We start from the raw sequence: 16,342 nt of genomic DNA on the forward strand, positions 1-16,342 counted from the left end.
TGCCATTTTTGTAGGTGGTTTTAACTAAAATTGAAATGAGGTCATACGATTTAGTTTTTACGTTCACAACAAAAATTTAAAGACCTCTGAAATACCTAGATAACATTAAAAACAGGTAACTTCTCCTGATTCATTCAAATGAGCCGGACAACCTTTGAATTTTCTAAGCCATTGATAGTAAAATATTGCGGTAAGATGACACCTAAGAGAAAAAAGGAGCGGTGAAATGAAAAGGTTACTAATATGTGGATTCATCTTTCTTATTCTGTGTACTCTTTTAATGGTGAAATGCAGCCATTCTGTTCAAGAAAAAAAAGAGCAAAAGCAGCATCATCAAGAGGTAGAAAAGTATCAAAAAGAGCGAAAACAAGGCGATCAATATGAAAACTTTAAACAGCTCATGCGATATGAAAGAGACGGTTATGAGATAGAATTTCACGAAAAGGGCGGAAGTGATTTACTCGTATTTTCTCCTCATGGAGGTGACATTGAACCAGGAACAAGTGAAATTGTAGAAGCCTTTCAAGAAAGCTACTCTACGTATTTGTTTGAAGGTACAAAGCAAGACAATAACCGGGACCTGCATATCACGAGTACCAATTTTGATGAACCCATTTTGGTTCAAATGATTAAAACGTATCCTTTTTCAGTTTCCATCCACGGCTATAAAAGTGATAAAAGACACACGCTCGTTGGCGGCACAAATGAAAAAATGCAAAGAGCAGTTGTACGAGAACTAAAAGATCGGGGATTTTCCGCAGAAATGGTACAAAAAGGAGAACGGCTTTCTGGTACAGACCCTAAAAATATAAATAATCGAAATGCGAGTGGTGAAAGCGTGCAGCTCGAAATTAGTACAGCGCAAAGAGAAGCTTTTTTTGACAATTTTGATACGAGAAAGGGAAAGAAAAAAGCATTCAGACGCTATACTAATGCGTTAAAAGAAGTGCTCAGAGAATTCGACCCTTCTTCGTAAAACAATTTTGATGGGCAAAAGTACTCTATTTAAACTTGGTAAAAAAGATAGGAATATGCGATTTGAACATAAAATATGTAATTACTTACAATTTGCCTTAAAAACATAAATTATGTAAAATAATAGTTATCAGTTTGATATGATAGAATGGGGCTGAAGTGGATGGCACACAAAATACCATCTTCCGAAGTAGGTGTAAAGATCAATCAATGGTACACGCATATTTGCAAATTTGAAGTTGAACAGGCAAACGGCATGAAGCGCCTTGTTGAAGAAGAAATTCATGATATGGAAGAGGATCAAGATTTACTCCTATACTATTCTCTAATGGATTTTCGCCATCAAATGATGCTTCAGCACTTAGCGCCAGTCCATGCAGGGAGTGAAACGCTTCAAGCAGTGTCCTTTCCTAAAGAAATTGACGATGCAGAAGATGAGATGACAGGCTTACTCGGCTATTATTTTCATTTTTTTCATGGAATGTATGCGTTTATCCAGCGCCGCTATATCGAGGCCATTTCATATTACAAGCATGCTGAACATCAACTGATTTTAGTGACAGATGAGATTGAAAAAGCAGAATTTTACTATAAAATCGCAGAAGTATACTATCATATGAAACAAACCTATTTCTCCATGCACTACGCTAAAAAGGCAAGAGACATCTACAAGAAACATCAGCTTTATGGAAAAAGAAGCATTCAATGTGATTTTGTCATGGCAGGTAATTGGATTGATGTTAATCAGTATCAAAAAGCGCTTCCTTATTTAGAAAAAGCGTTAAAGGTCTGTGAAGCGATGGAACAAAAAGAATGCACATCTTACTTTAAAGCAATGGCTCTTAATAACTTAGGCACTTGCCATTATAGTATGGGAACGTACCATACAGCGACTGTCTTTTTTGAACAAGCCATCTCACTTTATCAGAAAGATCAAGCATCCACGATGATCAAATCATTGTTTTCACTTGCCCTTACTTGTTTTAAACTCGGAGATATTCAGCGGGCGGGCGAGGCCATATCTACAGGAATGAAAGAGGCTTGTGTATTGGAAGATGAAATTTATCAGTTGAAATTCCAATTTTTGCAGGCGCTCTATATAGAGAAAGACGGCTGTGAGCAATTGAGGTCGGCCCTTTTTGGTCTGAGAAATAAAAAAATGTTTGCTGATTTAGAGGAATTAGCACTTGATGCGGCTAATTATTATAAGGAACGCGACATGTACAAGGAATCCTCCACTTTTTTTGAGATTGTGATCGAAGCGCGTACGCACATTCAAAAAGGAGATGAGATGTATGAGAACGAAGCATAACATGTCAGCTGCTCAAGTAGATGAAAGACTTCACACTTAAAAATGAGACAAACAACACCCTTTACGCATAAACGTAAAGGGCTTTTTTCTTTATTCTTTGATTGCTTTTTCTGCGTCAATTGCACCTGCTCCATAAATCATCGGGTCATCCCCAGACCACTTGCCAGTATTTTCTTTTAACAGGGTTTTGACTTCATCTGGCGTTAAATCTGGTGAATGCTCTAACAGTAGAGCGCAAATACCAGCACAAATCGGTGTTGCCATCGATGTGCCAGATAACGTTGTATAATCCTCATCGACTCTGCTTGATTTATCGAGTTTATCCAGAAAGGATCTTGGTGATCTGAGAGAAACGATGTTTACGCCTGGTGCGAGGATATCAGGCTTTGCTTCCCCATAAACAGTTGGCCCTCTGCTGAAAAACGGTGCCACGACATCGTCACTTGATTCTGGTGTATTCCTGTCATCGTAGGCTCCGACCGTAATGACTTTTTGGCTGACAGCAGGGCTTGCAATTGTCTGGCTGTTAGGACCAGAGTTTCCTGCAGCGACGCATACAACAATGCCTTGATCCCAAGCCGCATTGACAGCACGCACCATTGGATCGTCCTGTTCGTCATCATAACGCTGGGCAGCGCCGCCTAGCGACATACTGATAATATGAATCGGATCATCAGGGTGGTCTTCGTTGAACTGTATGCACCATTCAACACCTTCTATAATAGTAGAAAGTGATCCAGCCCCTTGTTTATTTAACACTTTCACGCCAATCAGATTTGCTTTTGGGGCAGGTCCTTTGTATAAGCCATCTGAAGCGGCTCCATCTCCCGCGACATCTCCCGCGCAGTGAGTACCGTGGCCATTATCATCATAAGGCTTTGTTTTTTGTTTGACGAAATCCACAAAATCTCGAATTCTTCCATCTAAATCTTCATGCGGATAAATTCCTGTGTCAATGACAGCGACCGTAATTCCTTCTCCGGTTAAAGTTGTCCCGTTTCGGATGACTTCTTCAGCATGACTTGCTTGTGTGGCTACATCCAGCAGCGCATGAACTTTCCGGTCTAAATAAATTTTACGAATATGCTCCCCATTTGCTAATAGCTCCTCTAAAGCAGCAGGCGTTAAATCAGCAGCACAGCAATCGATATGTGAAAAATGCCGTTTTATATTTGTTTTTCTGCTTTTTTTCATGAGCTGTTTTGTGCTTTGAATCCCTGCTTCGGCTGCACCTTCCTTAAATTCAATGATCACACGAAGCTTCTTTTTCTTCTTCAGCCTGCCTTCGAAAAAACGATGAAGAAAGCATGGCGTCCATTTAAAAGGTTTATAAAGGTGAAGAACGGTCTCTCTTAAAGGCTGATCTAGTTTACTAGCATGTGTTCTGACCATTTGCACCATAGAAAATCCAAACATGTGATGTCCTCCATTCCAGCTATCCATTCTCGTACACTCTTACGTTATGAGAATGAGAACTGCTTGGTTCGGATTCTTGTCCCTCCTTTTCTTTATATTGGCGGCTTGCTTATGTCTTTCAAAAAAGAAAAGCGCTTACATTTTGTAAAATAATAGAAAAAGGTGGAAATCATATAGAATCTGCCGATGATAGGTGGGAGAGTTCTTCTGAGAGAACCAGTGAAACAAAGGATTTTGCAGAAAAAGGAGGGCTGTGGACAGGGTCAATGCTCATATAAATGTGATGCGTGACAGATGGAAAACATCAAATCCTTATCAAAAAAAGCCGAATTAAAGAAAACAGACTGGATAGGACTAGGTCATATTAAACATAACGTCATTTGTTTGTCATACTATTCTAACTCTGTTTTCAAAGAGGAGAGGCGTTTCTGTGTATATAAATGCAATTATCTTATTTTTGAGGAATCTCATGATCTAGAGTGTTATGATCAAACGTGAAGAGAAAATGTGGAAAAAATGATAAGAAATGATGATTCAATATAAATCATAGAAACGGCTTAGAAATCTGTTAAAGGAGAACGGGAATGAAGAAGTTTTTTGCTTTGCTTCTCCTGCTTGCGATCGGATGGGGCGTTTATTATACCATGCAAGCACAGGAACATGATGAGCCAGTGTCATCAGGTGGGGAAGACGAAAGCGGTTCAAATGATATTTATCGAAATTTTAAAGAACTTGAAGAAAACGAATCAACGAGCAGCTATAACATTACAGCCAACCCAGTGCCCGGCAGCCGCCTTCTTGTGATGTCACCTCATGGCGGGAGGATCGAAGGCGGAGTGAGCGAGATCGTCCATTTTTTTGACAACGATTTTTCGACGTATTTATTTGAAGGTCTAAGAGAGAATGCATCAGAACTTCATATTACAAGTACAAACTTTGATGAGCCAATCGGCGTCGCGCAGGCAAAAGCACATGATTACATTTTAGCAGTGCATGGATACAAAGGCGAGGAAGGAATTGACCATACTCTCGTCGGCGGAACAGATTACGATCGTGCAGAGAAAATTGTCAACTCATTAGAGCGGAACGGGTTTTCTGCTGAACTGGCTGTCGCACACGCAACCCTGAGCGGGACAAGCAATCATAATATTAATAATCTTACAAAAACAGGGCAGAGTGTGCAGCTTGAGATTAGTAGAAGTCAGCGTGAAGCTTTATTTGACAGTTTCGATTTTCGGAGGCGGTCAAGTACAAAAAACGAGACATTCTATCGTTATGTCAGGGCGATTCGGACAGTGCTGGATGAAGAATATACATAATGGCTGTGCACATGCTAAGACAAGCAGGGGAATTCTTGTTACACTATGAACAGTGATAACAAAAGGAGAGACGGATATGGCGCGTCATCATTTTCATCTTCAGGCAAGCTGGCCTGGTCTGCGTAACGATGTGGGTACAATCGCATGTGAACAATTAAAAACAAAGATTTCGATTCCAAAGGAAATGGACGGTCCTGGTGTTGGAACCAATCCAGATGAGATGCTTTTAGGTGCAGCGGCTACGTGTTATATCATTACACTTGCAGCCATGATGGAGCGGAGTCAATTAGAGAAAGAGGATCTATCGATGAGCTCTGAAGCCGTCGTAGATGTGACAAATGGTGTGTTTACTTATGAGGAAATCATTCATCGACCTGTCATCACACTTAAAGAGTCCGCTTCTGCACATGAAATTGAGCTTGCCCGTAAGCTTGCGCATAAAGCCGAAAGCTCATGTATGATCTCAAGAGCTGTTCAGGGGAATGTGAACATTTCTTTAGAAGAAACCATTCAAGTCGGCCGTTAAAAACAAAAAAGTCATTTTCTCTTGAAATATGGAGAAAATGACTTTTTTTATGACGTCCATTCGGTTTGATCGAGTTGTGCTTTGGTTTCGTTCTGTTGCTTCTTGGATTGATTTAAGACAATCACGCCGCAGATGACAAGTGCAAGGCCGATGAAGCCTTTCGTGCTGATGGTTTCGTTAAACAGCACAAGTCCTACAAGAGCGGTAAGGGCTGTTCCAACGCCAGACCAGGTTGCATAGGCAGACGAAAGCTCAATGGTTTTTAGTGCCAAACTGAGGAAAGTAAAGGCGCAGCCAAATCCGATCAGTACCCCAATACTCGGCAGCAGCTGCGTAAAGCCTTGTGAAAGCTTCAGCATTGTACTGCCAAAAACCTCCGTTAAAATGGCTCCTGTTAAGTAGAGCATTCCTTTCATGATCTCTCACATCCTTTATGACATATTCAATAGTACGACCCCTGAGACAAGCATCGCCATGCCAATGACTGCTTTTTGGTTCAAGGTTTCTTTGAAAAAGAGCACGCCAAAAATAGCCGTGAGGACCGTACCAACCCCAGACCATGTTGCGTAAGACATGCTTAGCGGAATGATATTGAGCGTCAATGACAGCATATAAAAAGCAAGTGTATAGCCAGCCACAACGGCAGCGCTAGGCTTCCAGCGCGTAAAGCCATTTGATAATTTTAACATCACGGCGCCAATGGCTTCTGAAAAAATGGCAACAGCCAAAAAAAGATATCCGAGGATCATGATCATCCCTCCTCTAATAGGTGTAAAATCCGATGAAGTAAAAGGGTTTTTTCCTCTCTTTTCAGCGGTTCAAGCTGAAACATTTCTGAAAACCATATCCCATCACATGCAAGGCGGATCAGCTGACTCAGTGTAGGATCGCTTATTTCCTCAGCTGCTTTTTCTTTGAACTCCGCATAAAAATCACGCCAAGGTTGCAGCAGCGCATCATCAAATGACATCGTAGCCAGCATACTTGTACATAGCTGGGTCGTATGCTGCATATCTAAATCATGTAATGTGGCCAATATATATGCGCGTACATAAGGCGCTTTTTCGTGTTTGTATGTTTCTTGATACGTCTCGAGCTGCTGACGAAAACAAAGAATCGCATGCTCATTCATTTTTTGGATGAGCTCTTCCTTGCTTGAAAAATGATAAAGCAGACCAGCTTTGGTCATATTTGCATGCTCTGCCACCTGCTGAAGGGTGAGCTGGCTGACTCCTTCTTTTAGAATTGTGCTGGCAGCCGCGTCAAAAATTTGCTCTTTTTTGGTTTTAGACATAAAAAAAACACCTACTTTACTGAACAGTCGGTAAAGTAAATGTTAACCCATGAAAAAAGAGTGTGTCAATCGATTCATTTTATGAACGGATGTTTTCACTTAAACGTCATATTTAATACCAAGGGTATGGTCCATATGGCGGGAATGGCGGATAAGGATATCCAAATCCTGGAGCAAGCAAAGATCCAGCAAGCAGACCGCCAGCAAAACCACCTAAAAATGGAGGTCCAAAGAATCCAGGTCTTCCAAAGCCAAAGCCTGGGCGGCCAAATCCAAAACCGGGTCTCCCAAATCCAAAACCAGGTCGGCCAAACCCAAATCCAAAAGGTCTTCTCATGTCTTCTTGAATAAACGGAGGTGCGTCAAAATAATTCATAATAAAAGGCTCCTTTCTCATAAAATCACTGTAACTGACATCAGTGTATTCCAGTTGCCTACATATGTTTGGATGAACGCCTAATATAAGGAGGAATGTTAGAAATGGGCCTGTATCCATCTGATTGGGCAAAGTGTCCGCCGCATGCTCATGCATATAAAGCACGTACGGATGTAACAGAGGGGCATTATCATTTAATAGAAGGTATTTCTCAGCCTGTGAATGGAAGCAATACCGACCGGCATACTCATTTTTATCGCGGAATCACTTCCTTTGAAAGAGGGCATTTCCACAGGTACTACGGGGTCACAGGGCCTGCAATTCCGAGAGTGGATGGAACACATTATCACGAGATCGAGGAAGTCACCTATTCAGCCTATCTCGATTCTGTACCCATCCCATATGGAGGTGTCGTCTATAGTCCAGATGAGAAGCGGCCAACCCATAAGCATCGTTTAAAAGGAAAAACATATGAAGTGGTTGGAAATGAACCGCTTGGCTGGTGATGGGCAGGATATAGGAGAGTAAGAAAAGTTATGCTATACTGTAGGCAGTTTTGTAAAAGTGAGTGATGTTATGAATAAAGCGAAGCAGCCAGTAATCGTGTTAGTAGGGCCGACAGCTGTCGGCAAAACCAAATTGAGCATTGATATAGCCAAAGCATTTAATGGAGAGATTATCAGCGGGGATTCGATGCAGATTTATAAAGGGATGGATATCGGAACAGCTAAAATCACCCCCGAAGAAATGAATGGCATCCCGCACCATTTAATTGATATTAAACAGCCGGACGAATCTTTTTCGACAGCTGAATTTCAGCAGCTGGTTCGTTCGAAGATCAAAGAGATTGCCGCTAGAGGGAAAACGCCAATGATTGTCGGCGGAACAGGCCTCTATATCCAATCTGTTTTATATGATTACACATTTACGGATGAGAAAAGTGATCCTGCTTTTAGAGAAGAAATGACGCTCTTTGAACAGCAGCACGGCGCGCTTTTGCTGCACGAAAAGCTAAAGGCAGTAGATCCTGATGCGGCAAACGCTATTCATCCAAATAACGTCCGCCGCGTGATCCGGGCGCTGGAAGTGATTCATACAACAGGTCAGAAAATGTCGGAGATGCAAAACGGGCATCAAGAAGTTCCTCTTTATGATACAGCCTTCATTGGGCTGAAAATGGATCGAGAGGTTTTGTACGAGCGCATTCATCAAAGAATTGATATGATGATAGATGAGGGCTTAATTGAAGAAGTGAGAGCACTTTATCAATCTGGCTTGAAGGATTGTCAGTCTGTTCAAGCCATTGGTTATAAAGAGCTGTATGCCTATTTTCAAGGTGACTGCTCACTTGATGAAGCCATCCAGCAATTAAAGCAAAATTCCCGTAGATATGCGAAGCGTCAGTTCACGTGGTTCCGTAATAAAATGGCGGTCACTTGGTTTGATATGACACCGCCTTGCCACTTTTCAGACAAAAAAGAGGAAATTTTCGCATATATAGCAGGAAAGCTTGGACTTAAAGCGAAACTGTAGTTATCAGAATCAAGGAGGACGAAACATGAAACCGATTAATATTCAGGAGCAGTTTTTGAATCAGATCCGCAAAGACAATACATTTGTCACAGTATTCTTGCTGAATGGCTTTCAGCTTCGCGGTCAAGTGAAAGGGTTTGACAATTTCACGGTGCTGCTTGAAACAGAAGGGAAGCAGCAGCTTATTTATAAACACGCCATTTCTACATTTGCACCTCAAAAGAATGTAAATCTAGAATTAGAATAGGATATGTTGTATTTAAAATAGCCCCATGCCTCTGCGAATAAACCGGCCGGAACCCGCTACGTTTTTTGTCAGTGCAGAGGGGCTATTTTGTATGCAATGAAACTTTTCTGCCAATTTTCCGTATAATTCCTTATTGGATATTAGAAGGGTGAGGGGATTCATATGGAAAATGCAGAGCTTGAATTAAGAAGGATTAGAGTGATCCTCCTTTTGATTGGAATTGTTGTCTTGTTTGGATCGTGCGCTATCTCAAACATTGAAACGAGACAAGAAAGTTGGAATAACCATTCTCATGAAAATGCAGATGGCGTTTTACCATCATCTGCTGCACTAAAAAATAATCATTTTGCTGTTGTGAAAGATGATCAAGTACATGTGTACCGGTTTGATGAAAAAGAAGGAGAGCTGACTCTCGTTACAACGAAATACATAGATGAATGGGACGACGAAGAATATGATGATGACCTTAATGAAGAAGAGTAAGCACGTAAATTTACAAATGAATGTGAAGCCGCTACACTATAATCATGCATCAGACATCTAGACAGAAAAGGATGAGTTCATGACACATAAAATTAAAATTAATCATTGGGAACAAACTTGTGAAGACGATTCCTGTTTCGAATATGGAACGAGTGTTTCTGTAAATGGGAAAGAATTAGTGAGAGAAGCTTCAATCGTTTCTGCGCTTGAAGCGGTGCTAAAAGAATTAGGTGTTGAAGTGGAAATTACAGAAGTGTCAGAAGATTTACAGTGCGATGCCTACAAAAAATAAAACAAAAAGTCTAGTCTACTAAGCGATTTTTTTTCGTGTTATGATAGATTTCGGTTTCAGTTGAATAGGGAGTAGAGCAGTCTATTTTTAGATCCTGTTCTGCTCTATTTATTTGAACGTACGAGTTCGGCTATGAAGGTTCGGCCGGGTTGGTTGATTTTTTTCGTTTCGAACATCTATATGTTGTGTTTTGAAAAAACATAGTATACTATATATAGTGAATAGCGAAATGATCAACAATACTAAAAACTAGGTCGTGATGGAATTGATTCAAATCGTATTTGATTCAAAAACAGGAAATGTTCAACGCTTTTTGGACAAGACCCCTTTTACAGACAAACGAAAATTGACTGGAGAAGAGTTTTTGGATACGCCGTTTATTCTCGTCACCTTTACGACAGGATTTGGACAAGTCCCTAGTACCACTCAGTCCTTTTTAGAGAAAAATGCTCACCTTTTACTAGGTGTTGCGGTGAGTGGCAACAAAGTGTGGGGAGATAATTTTGCAAAAAGCGCCGATACGATTTCTAAACAATATCAAGTTCCTATTTTGCACACCTTTGAACTAAGCGGAACAAAAAGGGATGTTGAATTGTTTACACAGGAGGTAGAAAGAATTGTCACAAAATCAGGTTCCAAAGTGGATACAATTAAATAACGAGATTATGATTCAAAAAGAAGGAAAGTTTCAGTTCGATAAGGACAAAGAAGCTGTACATAGTTATTTCGTAGATTACATTAATCAAAACACGGTCTTTTTTCACAATCTAGAAGAGAAGATTGATTACTTAATAGAAAACGACTACTATGAGGAAGAATTTTTAAGACAATACAGCATGGCAGATATTAAAGAAGTCTTTGAAGCTGCATATGCCAAAAAATTTAGATTCCCATCATTTATGAGTGCGTTTAAGTTTTACAATGACTATGCACTGAAAACAAATGATAAAAAGAAAATCCTTGAACGTTATGAAGACCGCATTTCAGTTGTAGCACTTTTCTTTGCAGGTGGGGATAAAGAAAAAGCACTTGAGTTTGTAGAACTGATGATCAATCAAGAGTACCAGCCAAGTACACCAACCTTCTTGAACGCTGGACGTAAAAGACGCGGTGAACTTGTGAGCTGCTTCTTGCTTGAAGTAAATGACTCACTAAACGATATTTCAAGAGCGATTGATATTTCCATGCAGCTGTCAAAACTAGGCGGCGGCGTCAGTTTGAACCTGTCAAAACTTCGTGCAAAAGGCGAAGCAATCAAAGATGTCGAAAACGCGACAAAAGGTGTCGTCGGCGTGATGAAGCTTCTTGATAATGCATTCAGATATGCAGATCAAATGGGGCAAAGACAAGGATCAGGCAGTGCTTACCTGAATATTTTCCACAGAGATATCAATGATTTCTTAGATACGAAAAAAATCTCTGCCGATGAAGATGTTCGCGTGAAAACTCTGTCCATCGGAGTCGTCATCCCGGATAAATTTATCGAGCTTGCTAGAGAAGATAAAACAGCTTATACCTTCTATCCGCATACAGTCTATAAAGAATATGGACAGCATCTTGATGAGATGGACATGGAAGAAATGTATGACGAGCTTGTAGAAAACCCGAAAGTCAAAAAAGAAAAAGTCAATCCGAGGAAGCTTCTTGAAAAATTGGCTGTTCTACGCTCAGAATCAGGCTATCCATATATCATGTTCCAAGATAATGTAAACAGAGAGCATGCCTTGAACCATATTTCACGAGTGAAATTCTCAAACCTTTGCTCAGAAGTGCTTCAGGCTTCAGAGGTTTCTTCTTACACGGACTATGATCAAGAAGATGAAATCGGTCTTGATATTTCTTGTAACCTTGGTTCGTTAAATATCATGAATGTCATGAAAAACAAATCGATTGAAAAAACGGTTAAGCTTGCAACAGACTCACTAACGCTTGTGTCTGAAACAACAGACATTCGCAATGCACCAGCTGTTCGAAAAGCGAACAAAGCGATGAAGTCAATCGGACTTGGTGCGATGAACCTTCACGGGTATTTAGCTCAAAACCAAATTGCCTATGAAAGTGAAGAAGCAAGAGATTTCGCAAATACATTCTTTATGATGGTGAACTATTATTCAATTAAACGCTCAAGTGAGCTTGCGAAAGAAAAAGGAGAAACATTCCATCGTTATGAAGGCTCTGGCTATGCAACTGGTGAGTACTTCAATAAATACGTGGAGAATGATTTCACACCAAAAACAGAAAAAGCAGCAGCGCTATTTGAAGGCATGCACATTCCAACAAAAGAAGACTGGGCAGCACTTAAAGAATTTGTAGCGGAACATGGCATGTATCACAGCTATCGTTTATGTATTGCACCAACAGGTTCCATTTCTTATGTTCAATCGGCAACAGCCTCTGTGATGCCAATTATGGAACGTATCGAAGAAAGAACATACGGCAACAGCAAAACCTATTACCCAATGCCAGGTCTTTCAGCACAAAACTGGTTCTTCTATAAAGAAGCGTACGATATGGACATGTTTAAAGTGGTCGATATGATCGCAACGATTCAGCAGCACGTCGATCAAGGAATCAGCTTTACACTATTCTTAAAAGATACGATGACAACGCGTGATTTAAACCGCATCGATCTTTATGCACACCATAAAGGCATTAAGACACTTTATTATGCAAGAACGAAGGATACAGGGCAGGAAGGCTGTCTTTCTTGTGTTGTTTGATTAAAGGAGAGTTTAACGTGACAAAAATTTATGATGCAGCCAACTGGTCAAAACACGAAGACGATTTTACACAAATGTTTTACAACCAAAATGTGAAGCAGTTCTGGCTTCCAGAAGAGATTTCCTTAAACGGAGATCTCTTAACATGGAAATATTTAGGTGAAAAAGAGCGAGATACGTACATGAAGGTACTTGCTGGACTGACTTTACTTGATACAGAACAAGGAAATACAGGGATGCCGATTGTTGCTGAACATGTGGACGGCCATCAGCGTAAAGCTGTACTAAACTTTATGGCAATGATGGAAAATGCGGTGCATGCGAAATCATACTCCAATATCTTCATGACACTTGCACCAACTGAAACGATCAGTGAAGTGTTTGAATGGGTCAAGAAGAATAAATTCCTGCAAAAGAAAGCAGATATGATTGTCAGTTTATACCGTTCGATTCAAAAGGACGATCCTATTTCTCTCTTTAAAGCAATGGTTGCTTCTGTTTATTTAGAAAGTTTCCTATTTTATAGTGGTTTTTACTACCCGCTTTATTTCTATGGACAAGGAAAGCTCATGCAAAGTGGTGAAATCATCAACTTAATTTTACGTGATGAAGCGATTCATGGTGTGTATGTTGGATTATTAGCACAAGAAATTTACAACAAACAAACACCTGACGTGCAAAAAGAGCTGTATGATTTCTCTATTGACCTTTTAAACGAGCTTTATGAAAATGAACTTCATTACACAGAAGATATTTATGACCAAGTTAATTTATCGCATGATGTGAAAAAGTTTATTCGTTACAATGCCAATAAAGCGTTAATGAACCTTGGATTTGCCCCTTACTTTGAAGAAGAAGAGATCAATCCTATTGTATTGAATGGACTCAATACAAAAACAAAGTCGCATGACTTCTTCTCAATGAAAGGGAACGGCTACAAAAAAGCAACAGTTGAGCCGTTAAAAGATGACGACTTCTTCTTTGGAGATGAATCATAAGAAAAGCGTAAAAGTCAAAACGCATCACTCGTTTTGGCTTTTTGCCATTTCTAACAATGTGTTACATACTGGAGGTTACCGAACATGGGAAAAATGGACGAAATCATTTTAGTTGCACCACGCGCACGCGTGTTTCAAAACGAAACACTTGCGTTTAATGGTGTGAACAGTGAAGAGAAAACAATCAGCACAATAATGAAAGAAATCGAAGAGCACTTCGAGCAAATGCGAAGAGGCGATGCAGAAGAAAATCCTGACTTCAAGCAGCCGATTCCTTATGTTGTGATTAAGCGTGAGGACGAAGTGTATGTATACGAAAGACTTCAAGGCGGGGGAGAGACTCGCTTACATCATAAGTTATCTCTTGGTTTTGGGGGGCATATGAATTTCATCGAAGGAAAAAACTTTGCTGAGATTCTAAAAGAAAATACAGATCGTGAGCTGGACGAAGAACTTTCTATTCAAGAAGAAGACAAACTTGAAATGAAAACCCTTGGATTAATCAATGACGATGACAACAGTGTCGGCCGTGTGCACATCGGAATGTTATCAGCGCTTGAGCTATCTCCGGGTGCTCATGTGGAAGTAAAAGAAACAGATCAAATCTCAGGAAAATGGATGAAAGCAGCCGATTTGAAAAAGCCTGAATACTTCGACCGTCTTGAAACATGGTCTCAATTTGTTGTCAACATCCTAGCGTAAATGAATACACAACAAACCGGCTCAGCAGAAGACTTGAGCCGGTTTGTTTCGTTACAACAGCTTCAGCTTATTGGAAAACGAATGCGTCGTGACCGGCCTGCTTCAATCTTGCGACGAGATCATCTGCATTTTGTTTTGTACGGAAAGCGCCGGCCTGTACTCGGAACATGCCGCCGTCTAATACAACAAACGCGTCAAAGCCTTTGGATTTAAGTGTTGCTGCTAATTCATCTGCATTGGCTTTCACTTTGAAAGCTCCTGCCTGCACTTTATAAAGATTACTTGCTTTTTTTTTCAATTGAAAGGCTTCTTCTAGACCAGTCGCATGAGCGCGAGCGATGCCTTGAAGGAAGGTTGCGTTGCGGAGCTTATTAGCATCAGCTGCCGTATCAATGAAACCATTCTCTGTTAAAATAGCGGGCATAGAAGTTTCTCGAAGAACGTGGAAGTTCGCAGTTTTCTTGCCGCGGTTCGCAAAATCAACCGAGCGGACAATTTCATCATGAAGGGCATTGCGATACGTGGTGGTCGGTGCTGAAACGCCAGGATACACATAGCTTTCAAACCCTGTGCCCCCGCCAGCATTAATATGAATAGACACGAAATAGTCTGCCCCCCAGCTGTTTGCCGCATTCGTACGCTGGGACAAAGTGACGGATTGGTCAGTTGAACGACTTAAGCGGACAGAAACCCCATCATATTCACTAATCAAAATGTCTCTCAATAAAAGCGCGATTTGAAGTGTTATATTTTTCTCCAAAAGTCCATTAGCACTAGCTCCAGAATCTGTTCCTCCGTGGCCAGGATCAATAAAAATTTTCACCATCTATTCATCACCTCGTCTTTATTTTATGAGAAAATAGAAGAATTGCCTGTACAAAATGCGGAAATCATTGAGACTCTTTTCTGCATCATTTGTGATCAAAAAGCTACATTTTTCTAAGAAAAAGCAAATTGTTGGTTTGTCCGCCCAAACGGGGTGAATACAATGGAAATAGCACATCATTTCCTGGGAAACCGCAGAAACCCCTACAATATTCGGTATCTCGGGTCATTTTGACAGCAAACTTGGGCTTAAGCGGGCGATTGTCACGATTACAGCTCCACCCGAATAGAATAAAGAGAGAAGAGCGAGAGGTGAATACGTTGGAGCGAGCTGTCACATATAAAAACAACGGCCAAATCAATATTATACTTAACGGACAAAAGCAAGTATTGGTTGATGCAGACTCAGAGGCAGAATACCTGGAAGCCTTGCAGAAAAATGAGGCAAAACACAGCATCTTACGGGAAATAGAGCGTGAAATGAACAGCCTTGTCGGTATGGATGAAATGAAACGAAACATAAAAGAGATTTATGCTTGGATTTTTGTTAATCAAAAACGGCAGGAACAAGGGTTAAAGGTAGGAAAACAAGCGCTTCATATGATGTTCAAAGGAAATCCTGGCACAGGGAAAACCACAGTTGCAAGACTTGTCGGGAAGCTTTTCTTTGAAATGAATGTGCTCTCAAAGGGTCACTTAATTGAAGCAGAACGCGGTGATCTTGTTGGAGAGTATATTGGTCATACAGCGCAAAAAACAAGGGATTTAATTAAAAAATCACTAGGTGGTATTTTGTTCATTGACGAAGCCTATTCTCTTGCACGCGGAGGAGAAAAGGATTTTGGAAAAGAAGCGATTGATACCCTTGTAAAACATATGGAGGACAAACAGCACGAATTCATTCTCATTCTTGCTGGCTACTCCAAGGAAATGGATCATTTTCTTTCTTTAAACCCCGGCCTGCAATCAAGATTTCCAATCAACATCAGCTTTCCTGATTATACAGTCGATCAGCTCATGGATATTGCAAAACGAATGATGGCAGACAGAGAATATGTATTTACACAAGAAGCCGAATGGAAGCTGCGGGATTATTTAATGCACATTAAAAGTACCACAAGCCCGGCAAAATTCAGCAACGGCCGGTTTGTGCGAAACACCATTGAAAAAGCCATACGAACCCAGGCGATGAGACTGCTTCTTGTGGATCATTATGATAAAAAAGATCTGCTGACCATTAAAAGTCACGATCTTCAAATGAAAGAGGATACGCCTTCTTGAAATGGCGTATCCTTTTTATAAAGAGTCACTAAAATAAACCATC

General features: G+C 40.5%; 20 protein-coding genes. 14 read left to right on the top strand and 6 right to left on the bottom strand.

What is annotated here, in order from left to right; all coding sequences use genetic code 11:
- The first annotated feature begins 226 nt into the window (after window positions 1-226).
- Window positions 227-976, top strand: a complete 750-nt coding sequence (locus NST65_RS08270; RefSeq protein WP_328699436.1) for a poly-gamma-glutamate hydrolase family protein — start codon at window positions 227-229, stop codon at window positions 974-976.
- Between the two features lie 162 nt (window positions 977-1,138).
- Window positions 1,139-2,287: a Rap family tetratricopeptide repeat protein gene (locus tag NST65_RS08275; RefSeq protein ID WP_034281920.1), complete on the top strand. Its 1,149-nt coding sequence runs from the start codon at window positions 1,139-1,141 to the stop codon at window positions 2,285-2,287.
- A 90-nt stretch (window positions 2,288-2,377) separates the two neighbouring features.
- On the opposite strand, the gene NST65_RS08280 is transcribed toward NST65_RS08275, so the two are convergent.
- Window positions 2,378-3,703, bottom strand: coding sequence for a S8 family peptidase (locus tag NST65_RS08280; protein ID WP_342489358.1), 1,326 nt, complete (start codon window positions 3,701-3,703; stop codon window positions 2,378-2,380).
- Between the two features lie 584 nt (window positions 3,704-4,287).
- Here NST65_RS08280 and NST65_RS08285 point away from each other — a divergent pair.
- A complete protein-coding gene (locus tag NST65_RS08285) occupies window positions 4,288-5,022 on the top strand; it encodes a poly-gamma-glutamate hydrolase family protein (RefSeq protein ID WP_024427035.1) in 735 nt (244 codons plus the stop codon).
- A 76-nt stretch (window positions 5,023-5,098) separates the two neighbouring features.
- Entirely contained in the window at window positions 5,099-5,548 is a 450-nt protein-coding gene (locus NST65_RS08290) for an OsmC family protein (RefSeq protein WP_034281924.1), read from the top strand.
- 47 nt (window positions 5,549-5,595) lie between these two features.
- Here NST65_RS08290 and NST65_RS08295 read toward each other — a convergent pair whose 3' ends face one another.
- The 4 genes from NST65_RS08295 to NST65_RS08310 all read right to left on the bottom strand — a co-directional run bounded on the left by NST65_RS08295 (window position 5,596) and on the right by NST65_RS08310 (window position 7,218).
- The gene (locus NST65_RS08295) at window positions 5,596-5,964 is read right to left on the bottom strand and encodes a multidrug efflux SMR transporter (protein WP_034281925.1); all 369 of its coding nucleotides are present in this window, start codon (window positions 5,962-5,964) and stop codon (window positions 5,596-5,598) included.
- 15 nt (window positions 5,965-5,979) lie between these two features.
- A complete protein-coding gene (locus NST65_RS08300) occupies window positions 5,980-6,297 on the bottom strand; it encodes a multidrug efflux SMR transporter (RefSeq protein ID WP_041117460.1) in 318 nt (105 codons plus the stop codon).
- Window positions 6,298-6,299: 2 nt separating this feature from the next.
- Window positions 6,300-6,842, bottom strand: a complete 543-nt coding sequence (locus NST65_RS08305) for a TetR/AcrR family transcriptional regulator (protein ID WP_046311052.1) — start codon at window positions 6,840-6,842, stop codon at window positions 6,300-6,302.
- Between the two features lie 112 nt (window positions 6,843-6,954).
- On the bottom strand, window positions 6,955-7,218 hold the full coding sequence (locus tag NST65_RS08310; RefSeq protein WP_025093279.1) for a hypothetical protein: 264 nt from the start codon (window positions 7,216-7,218) through the stop codon (window positions 6,955-6,957).
- 104 nt (window positions 7,219-7,322) lie between these two features.
- Between NST65_RS08310 and NST65_RS08315 the strand changes: the two genes are divergently transcribed.
- The 9 genes from NST65_RS08315 (at window position 7,323) to NST65_RS08355 (ending at window position 14,193) form a co-directional block, all read left to right on the top strand.
- The gene (locus NST65_RS08315) at window positions 7,323-7,724 is read left to right on the top strand and encodes a YmaF family protein (protein ID WP_034281930.1); all 402 of its coding nucleotides are present in this window, start codon (window positions 7,323-7,325) and stop codon (window positions 7,722-7,724) included.
- Between the two features lie 70 nt (window positions 7,725-7,794).
- On the top strand, window positions 7,795-8,751 hold the full coding sequence (gene miaA / locus NST65_RS08320; protein WP_034281931.1) for a tRNA (adenosine(37)-N6)-dimethylallyltransferase MiaA: 957 nt from the start codon (window positions 7,795-7,797) through the stop codon (window positions 8,749-8,751).
- Window positions 8,752-8,776: 25 nt separating this feature from the next.
- Window positions 8,777-8,998 (top strand): RNA chaperone Hfq, encoded by a 222-nt coding sequence (hfq, locus tag NST65_RS08325; protein WP_024424088.1) that lies wholly within the window; start codon window positions 8,777-8,779, stop codon window positions 8,996-8,998.
- A gap of 162 nt (window positions 8,999-9,160) precedes the next feature.
- Window positions 9,161-9,481 carry a YmzC family protein gene (locus tag NST65_RS08330; protein WP_046311054.1) on the top strand — a complete coding sequence of 107 codons (321 nt, stop codon included), beginning with the start codon at window positions 9,161-9,163 and terminating at the stop codon, window positions 9,479-9,481.
- 79 nt (window positions 9,482-9,560) lie between these two features.
- On the top strand, window positions 9,561-9,773 hold the full coding sequence (locus NST65_RS08335; protein WP_003212415.1) for a hypothetical protein: 213 nt from the start codon (window positions 9,561-9,563) through the stop codon (window positions 9,771-9,773).
- Between the two features lie 265 nt (window positions 9,774-10,038).
- Entirely contained in the window at window positions 10,039-10,431 is a 393-nt protein-coding gene (nrdI, locus tag NST65_RS08340; RefSeq protein ID WP_008360380.1) for a class Ib ribonucleoside-diphosphate reductase assembly flavoprotein NrdI, read from the top strand.
- Window positions 10,391-12,493 (top strand): class 1b ribonucleoside-diphosphate reductase subunit alpha, encoded by a 2,103-nt coding sequence (nrdE, locus tag NST65_RS08345; RefSeq protein WP_024424086.1) that lies wholly within the window; start codon window positions 10,391-10,393, stop codon window positions 12,491-12,493. The genes nrdI and nrdE overlap by 41 nt, the downstream gene beginning before the upstream one ends.
- A gap of 17 nt (window positions 12,494-12,510) precedes the next feature.
- On the top strand, window positions 12,511-13,491 hold the full coding sequence (gene nrdF / locus NST65_RS08350) for a class 1b ribonucleoside-diphosphate reductase subunit beta (RefSeq protein ID WP_024424085.1): 981 nt from the start codon (window positions 12,511-12,513) through the stop codon (window positions 13,489-13,491).
- Window positions 13,492-13,575: 84 nt separating this feature from the next.
- The gene (locus NST65_RS08355; RefSeq protein ID WP_046311057.1) at window positions 13,576-14,193 is read left to right on the top strand and encodes a hypothetical protein; all 618 of its coding nucleotides are present in this window, start codon (window positions 13,576-13,578) and stop codon (window positions 14,191-14,193) included.
- Window positions 14,194-14,260: 67 nt separating this feature from the next.
- Here NST65_RS08355 and NST65_RS08360 read toward each other — a convergent pair whose 3' ends face one another.
- Window positions 14,261-15,019: an N-acetylmuramoyl-L-alanine amidase gene (locus NST65_RS08360; protein ID WP_024427042.1), complete on the bottom strand. Its 759-nt coding sequence runs from the start codon at window positions 15,017-15,019 to the stop codon at window positions 14,261-14,263.
- 320 nt (window positions 15,020-15,339) lie between these two features.
- Here NST65_RS08360 and spoVK point away from each other — a divergent pair, with 320 nt between their 5' ends.
- Window positions 15,340-16,299: a stage V sporulation protein K gene (spoVK, locus tag NST65_RS08365; protein WP_024424083.1), complete on the top strand. Its 960-nt coding sequence runs from the start codon at window positions 15,340-15,342 to the stop codon at window positions 16,297-16,299.
- Window positions 16,300-16,342: the final 43 nt, after the last annotated feature.

The sequence above is a fragment of the Bacillus sp. FSL P4-0248 genome (assembly GCF_038593305.1).
GTDB classification, from domain to species: Bacteria; Bacillota; Bacilli; order Bacillales; family Bacillaceae; genus Bacillus; species Bacillus safensis.